The organism is Pseudoalteromonas sp. Cn5-37, from assembly GCF_021532495.1.
GTDB classification, from domain to species: domain Bacteria; phylum Pseudomonadota; class Gammaproteobacteria; order Enterobacterales; family Alteromonadaceae; genus Pseudoalteromonas; species Pseudoalteromonas simplex.
In genome coordinates this window covers 576,815-595,574 of record NZ_JAKGBA010000001.1, presented here as the reverse complement: position 1 = coordinate 595,574, position 18,760 = coordinate 576,815, and the positions used below count along the sequence as shown (strand labels likewise).

The 18,760-nt window shown below is 40.3% G+C and carries 13 protein-coding genes; 7 read left to right on the top strand and 6 right to left on the bottom strand.

What is annotated here, in order from left to right:
* Positions 1-505 precede the first annotated feature (505 nt).
* The 4 genes from gltB to L1266_RS02640 all read left to right on the top strand — a co-directional run bounded on the left by gltB (position 506) and on the right by L1266_RS02640 (position 7,568).
* Complete coding sequence (gene gltB, locus L1266_RS02655) at positions 506-4,963, top strand: glutamate synthase large subunit (protein ID WP_138600455.1); 4,458 nt, start codon at positions 506-508, stop codon at positions 4,961-4,963.
* A gap of 9 nt (positions 4,964-4,972) precedes the next feature.
* Positions 4,973-6,388 carry an FAD-dependent oxidoreductase gene (locus tag L1266_RS02650; protein ID WP_235376798.1) on the top strand — a complete coding sequence of 472 codons (1,416 nt, stop codon included), beginning with the start codon at positions 4,973-4,975 and terminating at the stop codon, positions 6,386-6,388.
* A gap of 277 nt (positions 6,389-6,665) precedes the next feature.
* The gene (locus L1266_RS02645; protein ID WP_054551940.1) at positions 6,666-6,863 is read left to right on the top strand and encodes a hypothetical protein; all 198 of its coding nucleotides are present in this window, start codon (positions 6,666-6,668) and stop codon (positions 6,861-6,863) included.
* A gap of 12 nt (positions 6,864-6,875) precedes the next feature.
* Positions 6,876-7,568, top strand: a complete 693-nt coding sequence (locus L1266_RS02640; protein ID WP_235376797.1) for a response regulator — start codon at positions 6,876-6,878, stop codon at positions 7,566-7,568.
* Here the strand turns inward: L1266_RS02640 and L1266_RS02635 are convergent.
* Both L1266_RS02635 and L1266_RS02630 read right to left on the bottom strand, forming a co-directional pair.
* Positions 7,561-8,049, bottom strand: a complete 489-nt coding sequence (locus L1266_RS02635; protein WP_138600461.1) for a hypothetical protein — start codon at positions 8,047-8,049, stop codon at positions 7,561-7,563. The two genes, L1266_RS02640 and L1266_RS02635, sit on opposite strands and share 8 nt — an antisense overlap.
* Before the next feature lie 66 nt (positions 8,050-8,115).
* Positions 8,116-10,158 (bottom strand): ATP-binding protein, encoded by a 2,043-nt coding sequence (locus L1266_RS02630; protein WP_235376795.1) that lies wholly within the window; start codon positions 10,156-10,158, stop codon positions 8,116-8,118.
* Positions 10,159-10,492: 334 nt separating this feature from the next.
* On the opposite strand from L1266_RS02630, the gene L1266_RS02625 reads away from it, so the two are divergent.
* Together L1266_RS02625 and L1266_RS02620 are read left to right on the top strand one after the other, a co-directional pair.
* Positions 10,493-12,088 (top strand): hypothetical protein, encoded by a 1,596-nt coding sequence (locus L1266_RS02625; RefSeq protein WP_235376793.1) that lies wholly within the window; start codon positions 10,493-10,495, stop codon positions 12,086-12,088.
* Between the two features lie 150 nt (positions 12,089-12,238).
* On the top strand, positions 12,239-13,834 hold the full coding sequence (locus tag L1266_RS02620; protein ID WP_235376792.1) for a hypothetical protein: 1,596 nt from the start codon (positions 12,239-12,241) through the stop codon (positions 13,832-13,834).
* 75 nt (positions 13,835-13,909) lie between these two features.
* Here L1266_RS02620 and L1266_RS02615 read toward each other — a convergent pair whose 3' ends face one another.
* The 4 genes from L1266_RS02615 to nadK all read right to left on the bottom strand — a co-directional run bounded on the left by L1266_RS02615 (position 13,910) and on the right by nadK (position 17,652).
* A complete protein-coding gene (locus tag L1266_RS02615) occupies positions 13,910-14,308 on the bottom strand; it encodes a hypothetical protein (protein ID WP_235376791.1) in 399 nt (132 codons plus the stop codon).
* Between the two features lie 58 nt (positions 14,309-14,366).
* Positions 14,367-16,040, bottom strand: a complete 1,674-nt coding sequence (gene recN / locus L1266_RS02610) for a DNA repair protein RecN (RefSeq protein WP_235376790.1) — start codon at positions 16,038-16,040, stop codon at positions 14,367-14,369.
* 68 nt (positions 16,041-16,108) lie between these two features.
* Positions 16,109-16,672, bottom strand: coding sequence for a hypothetical protein (locus L1266_RS02605; RefSeq protein ID WP_235376788.1), 564 nt, complete (start codon positions 16,670-16,672; stop codon positions 16,109-16,111).
* Positions 16,673-16,767: 95 nt separating this feature from the next.
* Positions 16,768-17,652, bottom strand: coding sequence for an NAD(+) kinase (nadK, locus tag L1266_RS02600; protein ID WP_166340406.1), 885 nt, complete (start codon positions 17,650-17,652; stop codon positions 16,768-16,770).
* Positions 17,653-17,772: 120 nt separating this feature from the next.
* Between nadK and L1266_RS02595 the strand changes: the two genes are divergently transcribed.
* Complete coding sequence (locus tag L1266_RS02595; RefSeq protein WP_054551516.1) at positions 17,773-18,717, top strand: HrcA family transcriptional regulator; 945 nt, start codon at positions 17,773-17,775, stop codon at positions 18,715-18,717.
* Positions 18,718-18,760 lie beyond the last annotated feature (43 nt).

Here is an 18,760-nt window from a genome sequence, read left to right as displayed (position 1 = left end):
AATGTCTGTCCGCGGACAGAAAAAGTGTCCGCTGCGGACACTTTTAAATTGCTGATTGTTGACGCAAGGGTAAAGAACTCAGTCATTGCGACTAAGGTAGTCTGCTCAGATACGTAGTTTGTAACTATGCTAAAGCCAAGAGTAAATAATGATGCAGTTAGGCTAGGCGAGACCCCGTAAAAAACTGCATTGATATTCATATTTTGAATAATTATTCAAAATAGAGCGCAGTTTACGTTAACGTAAATCGGCGGGTTTTTAGATTGTTTTTTTACAAGTTGTTAAATTTGACACCAGTGTCATAAAAAAATAACGGGTAAAATACGACTAAATGTAAAAAAATAGCATAGAATTTAAAAAGTGCTTTAAGTGAGAAATATTCATGAATATGAATATGTATTCAAAACTCTATTGACTCATGAGGTATTTGGCGATAGTTTTGTTCGTCTGCTAGCACTGTCACAAAAGACTGAACCGCTAGTCGTTGTAGCAAGGGGAGGGGTCTATGTTATACGACTCAAAATTAGAAAAAGATAATTGTGGCTTTGGCTTAATAGCTCAGGTCAATGGTCAGGCGAGTCACCGCTTGATTCGAACAGCAATCACTGGCTTAGATCGCATGGAGCACCGTGGGGGTATTTCTGCAGATGGTAAAACAGGTGATGGCTGTGGTTTATTAATGCAAAAACCTGATAGCTTCTTTCGTGCTATTGCCAGCGAACATGATTGGCATTTAGGAAAGAACTACGCCGTTGGCATGGTATTTTTAAATGCCGATCCTGTACTTGCGCAAACAGCTAAAGATGTGTTGAGTGAAGAACTCGAAAAAGAAACCTTGAGCATTCAAGGCTGGCGCGTAGTACCTACCGATGCGTCATGTTTAGGGCCAATTGCAAAAAAACAACTACCCGGCTTTGAACAAATTTTTGTAAGCGCACCAGAAGGCTGGCGTCCAAAAGATTTAGAACGTCGCTTGTATGTAGCGCGTCGTCGTGCTGAAAAACGCCTCGAAAACGATGAACATTTTTATATTGCCAGCTTATCTGGTTTAGTTACTGTCTATAAAGGCTTAATGATGCCTGTAGACTTACCTAACTTTTATTTAGACCTAGCTGATATTCGCATGACCAGTGCGATTTGTGTATTCCACCAACGTTTCTCTACTAATACACAACCTCGTTGGCCACTGGCGCAACCATTCCGCTATTTAGCGCATAATGGTGAAATTAATACGATTCAAGGTAACCGCCAATGGGCGCGTGCCCGTGCGTATAAGTTTGCCTCACCACTTATTCCAGATTTGCAATCAGCAGCACCTTTCGTGAACGAAAGCGGCTCAGACTCTTCAAGTTTAGATAATATGCTTGAATTGTTCTTAGCCGGTGGCATGGATTTATTCCGTGCAATGCGTATGCTTGTGCCGCCAGCATGGCAAAAAAACCGTGCTATGGATGATGACCTACGTGCATTCTACGACTTTAACTCAATGCATATGGAACCATGGGATGGCCCAGCTGGTATTGTCATGTCTGACGGTCGTTTTGCTGCTTGTAACCTTGACCGTAACGGTTTACGCCCTGCGCGCTATGTAATCACTCAAGATGGTTTTATTACCCTTGCCTCAGAAGTAGGTATTTGGGACTACGCGCCAGACGAAGTGGTTGAGAAAGGCCGTGTTGGCCCAGGTGAGTTATTAGTTATTGATACTCATCAAGGTAAAATTTGGCATTCAGATGAGATTGACCAAGATCTTAAGTCACGCCATCCATATAAAGCATGGCTTGAAGCAAACGTTAAGCGTTTAACGCCATTTGAACAGTTATCTGAAAAAGATGCGGGTAACCGTTCTTTTGATGACGAAACACTGCTTAAGTATCAAAAAATGTTTGGCTACACCAACGAAGAACTTGATAGCGTGATTCGTGTAATGGGTGAAAATGGTCAAGAAGCAACAGGTTCAATGGGTGATGACACGCCATTTGCGGTACTGTCAGAAGGCCATCGCTCACTGTTTGATTACTTCCGACAAAAATTTGCGCAAGTAACCAATCCACCAATTGACCCACTTCGTGAAAATCACGTTATGTCACTGGCAACCTGTATTGGTAGTGAGCAAAACGTATTTAACGAAACAACCGGCCACGCTAAGCGTTTACAGTTTGATACGCCGATTTTGATGTACGCTGATATGCAACAGCTGATCAATGCTGACGATGAGCATTACAGCTACTGTAAAATTGATATCACTTACACACAAGAAGAAGGCTTAGAAAAAGCAATCACACGTATTTGTGATGAAGCACAAGAAAAAGCAGCGTCAGGCTGTGTCATGCTTATTTTAAGTGATCGTAACTTTAGCGAAACGCATTTACCGATCCCGGCTGCGATGGCGGTTGGTTCAATTCAAAGGCGTTTAGTCGATAATAACTTACGTTGTGAATCTAATATCATCATCGAATCGGGTAGTGTCCGTGATGCGCATCAGTTTGCGGTATTACTTGGTTTTGGTGCAACGGCAATTTATCCGTACCTTGCATATGAATCATTAGTTGCAATGAGTGACAAAAAGATTTTAAACAAGAGCTATTGCGAAGTAACGCTTGCTTATCGTAATGCGATCAACAAGGGTCTGTATAAAATCATGTCGAAAATGGGGATCAGTACTGTCGCTTCGTACCGCTGCTCGATGTTATTTGAGGCAGTTGGTTTATCAGATGCGGTTGTAGAAACCTGTTTTAACGGTGTAGCTAGTCGTATCAAAGGGGCGTGTTTTACTGATTTTGATGATGACCAACGTAAACTTCATAAGCTGGCATTTAGTAAACGTAAGTTATTAAGTCATGGTGGCTTACTAAAATATGTTCACGGTGGTGAGTACCATGCTTATAACCCAGATGTTATTCAAACACTGCAAAAGGCAGTACGCTCTGGGGATTATAAAGACTACTTGGCTTATGCTGATTTAGTAAATAACCGGCCGATCACCAATTTACGTGACATGTTGGCGGTGAAAATTCCTGATAGCGGTGTGAGTGTTGATGACGTAGAGCCAGCAACTGAGCTTTACAAACGTTTTGACTCTGCTGCAATGAGTATTGGTGCATTATCGCCAGAAGCACATGAAGCACTCGCGATTGCAATGAACCGCTTAGGGGGTTGTTCAAACTCTGGTGAAGGTGGTGAAGACAAGCTTCGCTACGGTACAGAGAAAAACTCACGTATTAAGCAAGTTGCTTCGGGCCGTTTTGGTGTTACACCACATTACTTACGTAGCGCTGATGTCATTCAGATTAAAGTGGCGCAAGGTGCAAAACCAGGTGAGGGTGGTCAATTACCGGGTGAAAAAGTAACGCCGTATATTGCAAAATTACGTTACTCAGTGCCAGGTGTGACCTTGATTTCGCCTCCGCCGCATCACGATATTTACTCGATTGAAGATTTAGCCCAGCTTATTTTCGATTTAAAACAAGTAAACCCAGATGCACTGATCTCGGTGAAACTCGTTTCTGAGCCGGGTGTAGGTACTATAGCAACTGGCGTAGCTAAAGCCTATGCAGATTTAATTACCATTGCTGGTTATGACGGTGGCACAGGTGCAAGCCCGCTTACCTCTGTTAAGTATGCAGGTAGCCCTTGGGAGCTTGGTCTTGCTGAAACCCAGCAAGCGCTGGTAGAAAATGGTTTACGTCACCGTATTCGTTTGCAAACAGATGGTGGTCTTAAAACGGGTCTAGATATCATTAAGGCGGCTATTTTAGGTGCTGAAAGCTTTGGCTTTGGTACTGGCCCTATGGTGGCACTAGGTTGTAAATACTTACGTATTTGTCACTTAAACAACTGTGCGACCGGTGTTGCAACGCAAGACGATACGCTGCGCCAAAAGCATTATCATGGCCTACCAGAAATGGCGATGAACTATTTTAAGTTTATAGCCGAAGAAGCTCGCCAAATTATGGCAAGTTTAGGTGTGACTCGTTTAACAGATTTAATTGGTCGTTTGGACTTACTTGAAGCAATCGAAGGCAACACAGAGAAACAAAAGAAAGTCGATTTGTCGTCAGTGATTGCTGTGCCTAACAACCCAACGGGTGAAACACTGTATTGTAGTGCGCCAAATAGCTCACACTACTTAGGTCAGCTAAATGAAACCTTGCTTGAAAAAGCTAAACAAGCAATTGATGAAAAATCAGGTATCTCACTGGTTAACCGTATTTGCAATACAGACCGTTCAGTGGGCGCTATGTTATCTGGCTATATCGCTTCTAAACACGGTAACCAAGGTATGGCTGCTGATCCTGTCTCTGTTGAGCTTCATGGTACAGCGGGTCAGTCATTTGGTGTATGGAATGCGGGTGGCCTTGAAATGACACTGGTTGGTGATGCCAATGACTATGTTGGTAAAGGCATGGCTGGCGGTAAGCTAGTAATTCGCCCACCGCTGGGTTCATCGTTCGAAAGCCACAAAGCGACCATTGCCGGTAATACCTGTTTATATGGTGCAACAGGCGGTAAGTTATTTGCTGCAGGCTGTGCCGGTGAGCGTTTTGCAGTGCGTAACTCAGGCGTTCAAGCGGTTGTAGAAGGTGTTGGTGACAATGGCTGTGAATACATGACAGGTGGTGTGGTTTGCGTACTTGGCAAAGTAGGTATTAACTTTGGTGCAGGTATGACAGGGGGATTTGCGTATATTCTTGATGAGGGCAACGACTTTGAAAAACGCATTAACCCTGAGCTTGTTGAAATTGTTACCCTTGAAGGGTTGGCGTCACACCAAGAACATTTACGCGGCCTCATTGCTGAGCATTTAGAGCTTACCGGCTCAAACCGCGCTGAGCAGATTTTAGCTAACTTCGATTTATACATGCCAATGTTTAAATTAGTTAAGCCAAAGTCTAGTGATGTAAAAAGTTTACTCGGACACCGAGCGCGCAGTAGCGCAGAGCTTCGTGTTCAGGCTCAGTAAGGGGGTAGTATGAGCGAAAATGTATACCAGTTTATCGATGTACAACGTGTTGATCCGCGCAAAAAGCCAATTTCAGCACGTAAACAATCTTTCGTAGAAATTTACGAGCCGTTTTCTGAGACACAAGTTAACTCACAAGCGGATCGCTGTTTAGATTGTGGTAATCCGTACTGTGAATGGAAATGCCCAGTACATAACTATATTCCACAATGGTTAAAGCTCATTCGTACTGGCCGTATTTTAGAAGCGGCAGAGCTTTCTCACCGTACAAACAGCTTACCAGAGGTGTGTGGTCGAGTGTGCCCACAAGACCGCTTGTGTGAAGGCTCTTGCACACTTGAAGAAGAGTTTGGCGCTGTCACTATCGGTAATATCGAAAAGTACATCACTGATACGGCCTTTAAAATGGGCTGGAAACCAGATATGTCGTATGTGGTATGGTCTGACAAAAAAGTGGCTATCATAGGTGCAGGCCCAGCTGGTTTAGGTTGTGCGGATATTTTAGTACGTAACGGTGTTAAGCCTGTGGTGTTTGACCGTCACCCAGAAATCGGTGGCCTTCTTACGTTTGGTATTCCTTCATTTAAGCTTGAAAAAGAAGTAATGCAAAAGCGTCGTGAAATTTTCACGGAAATGGGAGTTGAGTTTAAGCTAAACACTGAAGTTGGCGTTGACATTACCCTTGATGAAATTTTGGCTGAATATGATGCCGTATTCTTAGGGGTGGGTACCTATCAAAGTATGCGTGCAGGCCTTGAGAATGAAGATGCAGAGGGTGTGTTTGATGCACTGCCGTTTTTAATTGGTAACACTAACCGTGTTATGGGCTATGCAGAAGACAAGCAAGCTTATATCGATATGGCGAACGAAAAAGTCGTTGTATTAGGCGGTGGTGATACAGCAATGGACTGTGTGAGAACCTCTATTCGTCAAGGGGCTACACAGGTTACCTGTGCGTATCGTCGTGACGAAGAAAACATGCCAGGCTCAAAGCGCGAAGTTAAAAATGCCCGTGAAGAGGGCGTTGAGTTTACCTTTAACGTTCAGCCAAAAGGTATTGTGGTTGATGAGCAAGGTAAAGTTGCTGGCGTTAAAATGGTGAAAACGCAACTTGGTGAGCCGGACGAAAATGGTCGTCGTCGTGCTGAAGAAGTTGCGGGTTTTGAGCATGTTATTGAAGCAACTAAAGTGCTCATGGCATTTGGTTTTAAACCTCATAAAATGGATTGGTTAGAACCGTACGGTGTTGAAATCAATCATTGGGGTGGTATCAATGCACCAGAAAAAGGTGAATTTACTCACCAAACAACCAACCCTAAGATTTTTGCCGGTGGCGATATTGTCCGCGGCTCAGATTTAGTGGTAACGGCTATTTTCGAAGGCCGAAATGCCGCGGAAGGGATTATGGATTATTTAGGCGTTTAATTCTAAGGCGCCATTCAACACTTTTAAAAGCAAGCTACCGAGCTTGCTTTTTTATTGCCTATCATTTTATTGATACGAAAATTTAACCTAGTTTTAGAAAAATAATGAAAAAATAGCGCTTATTACCTAAAATCTAGGAATGAATCTAACTGTTGAACAGAAAAAATTCATTATTTCGTACTAACTCCATATTTGCTCCATATTGTTGCGTTTTAATCTTTAGTAGAGGCAGAAGCCCATCTTAATATTTGATGCTAACAACATGGATAAAAAGAAAATGTTTTGCGAACACACAAATGACGAGCAGTTAAGCTTTTTTCAGCCAAATTCGAAATCTGAAAATGATTTACTCAATGAGGTTATGAATAGTGAAGATCTGCACGATATTCTGACTATGGTTTTATTAGATGAAACCTTATCAGATACGCTTAAAGCGATGGTGAAGCAACAACTTAGAACAATAAAAAAAATATAAACGGAAATAGAAATGCCGCAGATATTAGTCGTTGAAGACGACTTAGATATTGCAGAACAAGTGCTGTTGTTCTTCAATGCATCTGGCTTTACCACTCACCACATCACTGATGGCAGTGCTGTGATGTCGTGGGTTAAAGAAAATAATCCGGATGCGATAATTTTAGATGTAATGTTACCCAATTTAGATGGCGTGGAGTGCATGAAGCAGATCCGCGCTTTTTCTATGGTGCCGATTATTATGGTAACCGCGAAAGTCGAAGAGGCTGACAGGTTAAAAGGATTGGAACATGGTGCCGATGACTATGTTTGTAAACCTTTTAGCGGTGCAGAGCTGGTGATGCGTGTTAAAGCTATTTTAAGGCGTTGTGCGTCAGCACCTAGTACCGATGTAGTAGTGCAAGCGACTGATGCAATTTGCTTATTAGAAGATGCGCTTGAAGTTGAAATTAAAGGTGTCTCTTTAGGTTTAACAAAAGTGGAATTTGACGTATTTAAACTTTTGTACAAAGCCCCAAAGCGTGTTTTTTCTAGGCAGCAGATACTTGACCATATCCAACCAAACAACTTTGATATTACCGATCGGGTAATCGACAGCCATATTAAAAATATTCGCAAAAAGCTTAAGAGTTTAGATTTCTCTCCTAAGATAGTCGCTTCCGTTTATGGTGCTGGCTATCGCTATGATGAACGTCAAATCAATTGATTTGGCGTTCATCGCTTTCTAAATTACATACTGTTCGATCACCTTTTCGAATCGAATGGCTAAACACATACACTGATAATTCCCTCGTTTTGATATCTTGCCAAATGCGTTTGCTAGCAACAGGGCATAAAGCGTAATGTAAATATTGACTCAAAGCTTCACCTTCTAGAGCAATTTTGCTTGGCGTTTGCACATACACCTGAATTGCATCAGATGAGTAGTTAATTTTATTTAAGCGCCATTGCCCCAGTAAAAACTGTTTGGCAAAAAATTGCGAGATACGCTGTTTCGCCGCTGCAGATAACGGTGGATACTCTTTCGGTTTTTCATAACTCGCATAATAAAACCCAGCACTCAATAGCACACAAGCAAGCGCGGCGCAGATAGGAAGAGGTGATTTTTTGGTTTTTTTAACTTTGCTTTGGCGGTGTTTACGCTCAACAGATTTTGCCCATTGAGCATGCTTTAATGACTCTGACATGGTTCCATTCCACAGTAGTTTATTATGCTATTTAAGCAATAAAATATGGTGGAAAAATGGAGAAGCTTATTTATTGCTTAAAGGCAGTAAAATTCGGATACATAATCCACCCGACTTACCCGGTAATGCACTGATATTGCCAGACATTAATTCGACAAAACTTTGGCAAATTGATAGCCCCAAACCTGAGCCTCCTGATGCGCGGCTTCGAGATTCTTCAACACGATATAAACGGTCAAAGAGTTTGCCTATATGGGCTTTACCTACACCCGGAGAAGTATCATCGACTTGAATAAACAGCTCTTGCTTGTTAGTTCTCACTTTGAGCCGAACATGACCTGGGCTGTCGGTATATAGGCAGGCATTAGTAAAAATATTATTAAGGATCTGATCGAGCTTTTGTTTATCTACCGTGATCTCAACATCATTAGCAATAATAATGTCTGAAAAAAATGTCAGGTGGTGGCTGCGAACATAATGACGCATGTCTTGCTCGTACTCAGCAAAGACATTTGCAGCATTTAAGCGTTGGAGATTTAGCGCGAGAGTCTTGTTTTCTGCTTGAGATAACTGATACACATCTGAAATTAGGTTGTTAAGTTGCGCTATTTTGCCATTAATTTTGCTATAGGCTAGATCGCGGTTTTCTTGAATATCGAGCTCAAGTGCTTCTATATGCAGTTTTAATACGCTTAAAGGGGTGCGTAATTCATGGGATATATCAGCAAGCATTTTGTCTTTTTCAAGCAGGTTATATTGATAAAGTTTTGCTTTAAATAGCGCTTTTCGATGCTTGAAGTAATAGAGCACGAGCGCAAGAGTCGTGAACAACAAAACAAGACCCGCAGACAATAACCAAATCTGTTTTTCTAGTCGCTGGTTATTCATTTGTGCTGTAGTGAGCTTATTTTTTTGCACTTCATCATCAATACGTTGCTGTTGCTCGATTGCTGTTAATTGCTTTTTGTTTTTTTCAACGGCTTGATTTAAATGTTCTTCAAACAAAGACTCGGCTAGTTTATTTTCAAGCTTCAATTGCTCAGTTGCGAGTTTGTAGTCACCGATAAGTTCGGCATAAACTGCGGTGTAGCCATGCAGCTTTTTATTTAGTAACCGATTATCAATTCCTTCGATAAGTTCTTTTGAACGACTCAAATAGAGGTCAATCAATTGTGAGTTCTTAAGTGGCAGGTGGAGTTCAATTAAATTGAAATATGAATATATTTGACTCAATGCTGAGCCAGATTTAAGTGCTGCTCTGAGGCCTGAATCTGCACTACTTAAAGCCATATGTTTATTTTCGAGCTTTAAATATAGTTGCATTAGCGTATGCTTTGCTGTTGCCATTCCTTCATAAGCATTTAAATCAGCTAAGCGTGAGTAGGCATTTTTTAATAAGGGTAAAGCTTGCTCATAGTCACCACGTTTATAAACTAACTTTGCCAACTGTAAGCTGGTATCTGCAATGTTTATTTGATTTTTTGTTTTAATATCAAACTCAAGTGCTTTTTTGTAGAAGTATTCAGACTGAGCAAGATCATCTAGGCGATGAGAAAGGTTTGCTAAATTATAAAAATTGGTGGCGATTAACTCATTATCTTTACTGCCAATTAAAAGCTTTTGTGCTTTTAATTGCTGAAACATAGACTGGTCTAGGTCATTCAACGTGTCATATAAGGTACCCAGATTACTATGGCTTTGTGCCTGTTTGTTTTTATCCTTTAACTCGTAAGCTAGTTTGAGTGCTGCCATATAATGCTGCTGAGCTTGGGTCGTTTTAACTTGACGTCTGTAATTGATACCAAGCTCTTTTTGGATTTGATAATGCTCTTCTTTGGACAACTCAGCAATATGCTGTAAAGGTAAGAGTAACTCTATTGCAGCCTCGTATTGCCCTTGTTTTCTTAATATGGGGGCTTTTATCAAATCAATCGTTGATTTTGCGACAGGCGTGCTATTGCTTTGTAGTTGTTCAATTAACAATAGTGCTTTTTTTAGGTTTCCTTTCTGCTCTAAGGCAAATATTTCTTCTATCTGCGGTATGTGATCTGTATTAGCCATACAAGGAAGAGAAAGAAGAGCAAGGATTAAAGTTACAGTTAGCTTCATTAAATATTTCGGTGACCAATTTTGCCGTTATGCTACTGAGAAAATGTGTGGAAAATATGGAGCAGTAAGAATATTAAAACATTGAGAATATAGAAAATCAGAAGTTATTAGCCATTGCCAATACTAAAGTGTGTTTTACATAATTGGTGCTAATTGTTATGTCTGTTTTTATAATAAATCGAGACAAATCAGTAATTTCTGATTGTGTTTGAACTGTAGCGAAATAAAATTATTGCGTACAAAATTTAAACGTAATGGTCTGATGCTAAAGCAGTAATTTAATTATTTTTATTAATTATTTTAGTTAGTCGGCCTAATTTTTAGGTGTAATAATATGAAAAAATCGCTACTTTCAGTTCTTGCAGTCACAAGTGCTTTATCTACAAATGTAGTCGCTAATGAATGTACGGGTGAGTTGTATGGAATTAATTCTGGTCGCGGCCATCTAGGCATTGTTTTTTCTTTAAATGAGCAAGAGCAAACAGCCGCTATTCACTCAAAAGCAAAGTTTTCTTCTGCTGCTATAGCCTATGATAGTGCAAGGGATCGCTTATATTATGTTTCAGCTCCTCGACCGCTAACTTACAAACTTGATCCTAGTGATTTGAACTTATCTGAAGATGAGTTAAAAGATCTGCCAATTAAGGGGGCTAAATACAAATATACTCAGCTTGCTTATGTTGATATGGCAACTGGTGAACACACAGTAGTTTCTCGATCTAATCCAATGACTCGACTGGCTTATGACGCTAATACTGACATGATGTACGGCTCTAAAGGAAGCAAGTTATATACTGTTGATCCTGTATCAGGAAAAACTACATTACTTGGTAACTTAACTGGCTATGGCGACAGCTCAGATATTTTACGCGGTGATATGGTTTTTAAAGATGGCCAACTATTTTTGATCAGTGCTACGAGTATTTTTTCCGTTAATTTGAACACATTGGAGTTAACGAAAAAATCAGAGCATGGCTTAATTGCTGTTACAGGTGCTGCGCTTGATCAAAATGGTGAGCTATTAATTTCTAGAGAAATTATAAACGATCAAGGTCACTATAATACTACCAAGTTATATAAAGCATCGATTGAGACTGGCAAAACGTGTGCAATGGGAACCTACCCGATGCGCATAAATGATTTGGCGCTAAATACAGCAAAACCAGTTGCTTGCTATGCTCAAGCTACATGTAGTGTAGAGCCAGACTCTTTTGTTGTTACAAGTATTGATACGCTAAGAAAAGCAACCTGGCAAGGTTATACACTAAATGGCCACTTAATGGATAAACCACTTGCGAAGCTTTTAAGTACAGAAAACTTTGGTGAACAGGGAACTGTTTATAAAACAGTATCTGTAAATCATGATTTTGCAGCGGCAAATTCGATTACTGAAGCTGCGATAGATGCTTATGGCACCGATGTTTTCTTTATTGGTAGTTTCCACAAAAGCGACTTCACAGATAGCGAATTAAATGAAGCTTACAATTGGTCCCTTAAAAAAGGAAACGTAGCGATAATAGCGGGTGATTCTGACTACCCTGAAGAAAAAGTGTATACGACTTGGGGCTATACAGTTACTCGCGATGGTTATGTTGATGGTCCAAATACACAAAACCCAGAAGGAGTAGGTAGTGCAGCTCAAGAGGCAATCTTTGCAGGACCATTTGGTGAAGTATCTCGCTTTTTCCAAGCTGGTGGCGCAAAAGGTTACTTCTCTGAAATGCCTTCAGGGACTCAAGTCTTAGCTGTAAATCAGGATGGCTTGCCTACAATTGTTTTAGATGCTGCAACAGGCGACATAATACTTGCTGATAGCGGTATGCTGACAACACAAAATAAAGAAGACAACTTTACTGATGGTACCGAGGTATCGAGCATGTCAGACCGTTTATTTATGAACTTAATCAATTATGCGAGTGAAATCGATTAATTGTAATTTTAAACGCTAATTGAAATCGCGAGGCTTGTGGTCTCGCGATTTTGTTTGTGAGTTTTATATCAATTTCGTTCAAAATTATAAGGAGGATAGTAATAAAGTTGAACAGGAAGTGAGTTATTTTTACATTGAAAGGAATTTAAAATGAAAAAGTTTTTATTATCTACAGTTAGCCTTTTAGGCTTAATACCTGCTGGCCTTAGCGCGTCTGAATGTTCGGGTGAGTTATATGGAATCAACTCAGGGAGAGGGAGCTCGGGCTTCGTTTTTTCTTTAGATGAGCAAGCGCAAACGGCTAACATTCATTCTGCTGCAAAGTTCTCATCCGCAGCAATGGCTTTTGATAGCTATCGAAATAGACTCTATTATGTTTCAGCCCCAAGACCTTTAACTTATAAACTGGATACGAGTGTTCTCAACTTATCAGATGAAGAGTTAAATGATCTGCCTATAAAAGCCGACAAGTATCGATTTACACAACTCGCCTATGTTGATATGTCTACAGGCAAACACACTGTAGTGGCACGTACTAACCCTATGACCCGTCTTGCTTATGACCCTAACAAAGACGTTATTTATGGCTCTAAAGGGAGTAAGCTTTACCAGGTTGCTATTGATTCAGGTGAAACTCAGTTCTTAGGCAATATGAAGGGCTACGATAGTAGTTCAGATATTCTGCGTGGCGACATGGTTGTTAAAAATGGTGAGGTTTACCTCATCTCTGCCACAAGCATTTTTTTATTGGATCCGGAAACACTGGAGTTAACAAAAAAATCTGAACATGGTTTAACGACGGTAACAGGTGCTGCTCTAAATCAAAATGACGAATTGGTAATTTCCCGTGAAGTCATTAATGATCAAGGTAATTTTAATATTACTAAATTATATAAAGCATCAATCGAAACGGGTAAAACATGCACATTGGGGACATACCCAGTGCGAATAAACGATTTAGCACTAAATACTCTAAAGCCTGTTGCATGTTATGCGCAGCCTACTTGTAGTACAGGAGTAGAGTCGCTTGTAATTACGAGTATTGATAAGCAAAGAAAGGCACGATGGCAAAACTACACATTAAACGCTTACTTGTTTGATTTACCGATGGCTAAACTTGCAAGTCCAGAAAATTTTGGTGAAAGTGGGGTTGTAGCTAAATCAGTATCGGTTAATCATGATTTTGCGGCATCAGGCTCAATTACTCAGGAAGCGATTGAAAGCTATAACACTGATATCTTCTTTATGGGTAGTTTTTACAACAGTGATTTTACTGAAACTGAAATTGCAGAGCTATATAATTGGTCAGAGAAGAAAGGAAATGTTGTCATCATAGCATCAGATTCCGATATGACTGACGAGAAGGTGTATTCAAAGTGGGGTTATACAGTAACCAGAGAAGGCTACATAGATGGACCAAATACCCAAAACCCAGAAGGTTTAAACTCTCAAATACAACAAGCTATATTTGCAGGTCCTTTTGGAGAGGTTACACGCTTTTATCAGGCCGGTGGTTCAAAGGGGTACTTCTCAGTAATGCCAGAAGAAAGCCAAGTGTTAGCTGTCAATCCAGATGGCTTACCGACAGTGGTTTTTGACTTGAAATCGGGTGATATATTACTCGCAGATAATGCAATTATTAACTCTCAAAATAAAGTTGGTAATTATACCAATGGTACCGGAGTTAGTAGTATGACAGACCGTTTATTTATGAATTTGATATATTTAGCTAGCGAAATCGAATAACGCTAATCAGCAAATAAGAACTAAAATCGCGAAACGTGCTGTTTCGCGATTTTTTTTGCAGCCAAAGTAATTTCATTACCAGCAACTAGTAAGTGTATTTTTTATCTTGTTAGTGTGTTGTTTAACCAATAAATAATTAATGCCAACAAGCAATGAATGAATACCTGCAAACACAACTAACCATGATGAAAGCTCAGCTGTTAGATGATTAACCATTATCAGGCTAGCTAACATGATGACCAATGAATAATTTAATACTGTTTGTAATAATTGCTTAAATCTTAAGTGCTTCCAGCGACTCCATAGAACCAGCAACAATGTAGTTGAGGGCAAGACAAACAAAATACATTTAAATAAAGCAACGAATAACTGCGTATCGTTATAGGGTGGTTCAACCACTGCGCCAAACGAATGCCCTGAGTTAAGCGTTATTAAGGCAAGACCCAAAGCTGTAAGTATATTTTTATTTTTCATTTATAAACTCTATACCATCAAATTCATCAACAATCTAAGTTTCATAGCTAAAAATGGGTTATGCGTGTGCGCTTATAAGCTCTTTGGCATTTGCTCTAGCCATTTTACTGATATTGTCACCGGCAAGTAGTCGGGCAATTTCATCAATACGGCCTTCTTTAGATAGCTTATTCATTTGAGTGTAGGTTTCGCCGTTTGCAATTTCTTTAGCTACAAAAAATTGCTGATGTCCAGAGCTTGCAACCTGCGGCAAGTGAGTTACACAAATAACTTGAGTTGATTTACCTAATTGGCGTAAAAGCTTGCCAACTGCAGAAGCGGTTGGTCCAGAAATACCCACATCTACTTCATCGAAAATAAGAGTCGGCGTTGTAACACGCTGAGCAATAATGACCTGAATAGCTAAACTAATTCGCGATAACTCACCACCAGAAGCCACTTTAGACAGTGCTTGTAACGGTTGACCTGGGTTGGTAGATACTAAAAACGACACAGTATCAAAACCCATTGCACTTGGCGCTTTATCGCTAGTTTGTTGAATATCAATCGCAAACCTGCCGTTTTCCATTGATAAGTTAGCCATGCTATCACTAATTAATTGATTAAGCGTATCTGCGTATTTATGGCGGCTTTCACATAACAGTTTTGCTGCTTGTTTATATTGCTCAAGGGCATTGTTAATTTCGCTTTCGAGTGCAACAAGGCGGTCGCTGTTATAACTAATTGATGCTAACTCTTCTGCGATTGACTGATGAAATTCTACCAGCTCTTCTGGTTTTATATGATGTTTACGGGCAAGGTCCATAGCACCTGTTAAACGCGTTTCAACTTCGTCTAACCGGGCAGGGTCTAAATCAGTTACATCAACATAGCTGCGTATCTCGCGGCTAGCTTCTTCAACTTGAACGGCAGCTTCACTCAGTAATGATGCTATGCTAGATAAGCTTTCATCGTAGCTTGCCAGCTCTGTAAATTGTTGGGCGCTATGTTGCAGCAATGAACACGCACTTTGCTCATCACTTTCGTATAAGTGTTGTAGCTCACGTTGGCATGACTCTAAAATAGTCTGGCTATGGCTTAGTTTATGATGCTCAGCTTCAATCTCTTCGAACTCACCCGGTTGCAGGGCAAATTCATCAAGTTCAGCTACTTGATACTCCAGTAATTGCTTTTGAGCTGCTTGTTGCTGCTGTTGTTTTTCAAGTTGATTAAATTCTTTAATTAATGCTTGGTAGGCTTTAAAGCGCTCTTTAACATCAGCTAATAGCTGGTTGTGGCCGGCATAGGCATCAAGCAGGTGCAACTGATGTTCAGCTTTTAATAAATGCTGATGGGCATGTTGCCCGTGAATAGAAATTAAATACTGACCTATCTCTTTTAATTGTGCAGCGGTAACTGAGCTGCCATTAATGTAGCTCTTGCTGCGGCCATTTTTGCAAATAACACGGCGTAGTAAACATTCGCCTTCACTGTTTGAGAGTAAATGTTGCTCTAAAAAGTGCTGGGCAAGAGGGAGTTGGCTAATATCAAATTGTGCACAAATTTCTGCACGATCCGTACCTGGGCGAACAGCACCTGCATCTGCACGCTCGCCTAAACATAATGACAGGGCATCAATTGCAATTGATTTACCTGCACCCGTTTCACCTGTAATAGCTGTCATACCATTGTGCCACTCAGTACTTAAATTACTTACAATGGCAAAGTTTTTAATTTCTAACCCGATTAACATACTGTTTATCCATCCAGTCAATTAACTGTTAATTTATACAGTGTTTTCGGGTTTTGCAAATTAAATTTTTAAGCTTTGCTTAATTCTGGCAGTTGATTTTCTTGGACTGATTCATTTGTAGCTTGCGTGCTCTGGGCTAGCGGCTGATCGTCCTGTAAATCGGTGGGGGACTGATATTTAATTACTTCAATCAGCGATGGTAAGGCTTCTTGATAAAACGCTTTATTGTACTCGATGCCGTTGTAAGGCAATTCAGCCATAAAATACTGTAACCTGTCAGCGAGCTGATCAATTTCCTCAGGGCTTTGCGCTTTACTGGCTTCCATTATGATTGTGTTGATAAGCAAATCGCTAATGAATTCGAGGTAAGTGAGATTTTCTTCATTGTGCGCTTGCACTACAAAGTAATTGCTGGTGATCATATTTAGGCGCGAAATATTCTTAGGGCGGATAATTTTGCCTTCGCTAAAATCAATTAATTTATTTTTAAAGTCATTATTGATTTCTTTGACTCGTTGATTAAAACGTTTTTTTTCAGCTTCAATAGCTTTACGACGATTGCTCTCAACCACCCAGTAACAACCTAGTAAGGTGATAAGTAATAATAGAGCAAGAAAAACGATATAACTCATTTCGCCTTAGAATCCTTTAAAAAATACAGCTTTTAGTCTTATTATTTTGCGCTAATCAATACGCCTTGGCAATTAGCTTGAGATAAAAAAGCCACTTAAAATAAGCGGCTTCCCCAATTTAATTTTTTTCTTAATACATTGTAGTAAGAGTATTCCTTTGGGTGAATCAAACGTAGACGCTTGTCTGCTTTTTTAATCACTACTTCGTCACCAGGTAATACAGCTAAAACTACGTGACTATCACAGCTGACTTGTAGGCTGTCGGTATTTTCGAGGCTAAGCTTTAAACGTACTTCATTGTCAGCGTCAACCACAAGAGGACGGCTTGATAATGTGTGCGGGAACATAGGAACTAATGAAATCGCATTCAGCTCAGGGGTTAAAATAGGCCCGCCGCCAGATAATGAATAAGCTGTTGAGCCAGTTGGTGTTGAAACGATTAATCCATCAGAGCGTTGAGAGAATACAAAGTCGTTATTAATAAAGGCCTCAAACTCGATCATATGCGCAACTTTATCAGCATGAAGTACCGCTTCATTCACTGCCAAGTTTGCACTTTTGAGTTCGGCATGGCGATATACTTCAACTTCAAGCAAGAAGCGTTTTTCCTCAAGGAACTGGCCACTTAACACTTGTTCTAGGCTCGCTTCAAAACCTTCTGGGTTTAAGTCAGTTAAAAAGCCTAAGTTGCCACGGTTTACGCCAATCACAGCGACATCAAAACGCGCTAATACTCGAGCTGCGCCAAGCATATTGCCATCACCACCGACGACTATGGCTAAGTCTGCTCGTTCACCTAAATCTACCAATTTAACTAGATTTTCTTGAGGAAGGTCTTCAAGTTGACGTCCAGTGCGCTGTTCTACTAGCACTTCGAAACCCAAGGCTCGCAAAAATGTGTGCAGGCGAGCAAGTGTGGCAGCTGCCCCGCTGTGATTAGGTTTGCCAATTAAACCTATGGTTTTAAACGGTGAATCCATGTTATTTGCACTTAAACTTTCATATCGATAGATTACATTAAAAATTAATGCTTTGAAAATAACTTGAAATAAACTTGCTGCGCCCAAATATCCACTGGCAAGAAGCAAGATGTATGAATTATGAAATTAAATCCGCGCGACCAACAAATTTTTTCAGCTGTGATGAGCCTTTACTGTAACGGGGAAGGTCAGCCTGTAGCCTCAACTCGTATTGCCAAACAAAAAGGCATGGCGGTATGTTCAGCTACAGTGCGTAATGCTATGGCACGGCTAGAAAAAGTGGGCTTACTCTATTCGCCGCATACTTCTGCTGGCCGCGTACCAACCAATGCCGGTTTTGATTATTGGCTTGATGAGTTTTTTGCTCTACCTGAAATCGCACCATATTGGCAGCCTGAGCAAGCACAATTAGTCGAGCTTGCCCATGGTTTGAGTCAGCGCTATAAAGTGTGTTGTTGTGTGGGCTTACCTCAAGTCAGCTCACAGTTGGTCTTTCGAGTAGAGGTACTTGATTTTGATGGTAGCAATTGGCTAATTCTACTAATAGATAGAGCAGGGCAAAGCCATAACATTTGCATTACCAAACCTGAAGATTCATCTGATGCCGTTCGTTACCAGTTTGCTACTTGGCTTAATACCGTGTTTAGTCAGCAAACCTTAATGGAAGGCTTATATCGTATGCAGGCAATGGCAGGCACGGCACCAAATAATTGCCATGATTCACTAACACAATGGACTCGGCAATTAAGCCAAAAGCTTGGTTCAGACAACAGTATTGTGGTCGGTGAAAACTACCTTTACCGCCAAGTTGATTGTCAAACCAGTTTAAATATAGGTGTATCGTTTTTAAATTTTGTTGAAGATAAACTTGCATTTAAAAATGGTGTATCGGTATTAAACACAGAGCAATTGCCATTTACAGATTGTAATGAGTTGATGGTGATCAGCGTTCCTTATTTTAATAACCATGAATACCAGAGCCGATTTTGCGTAATTTGTCCAAAATCAGCGCAAATAGAAGCAATCATCCAAGAATTTAAGTTAATCGGCTCATCAGCCTCTTGAATCTTTTAATTCAATCCCCATAATTACCGCAGTTGTAAAGAAT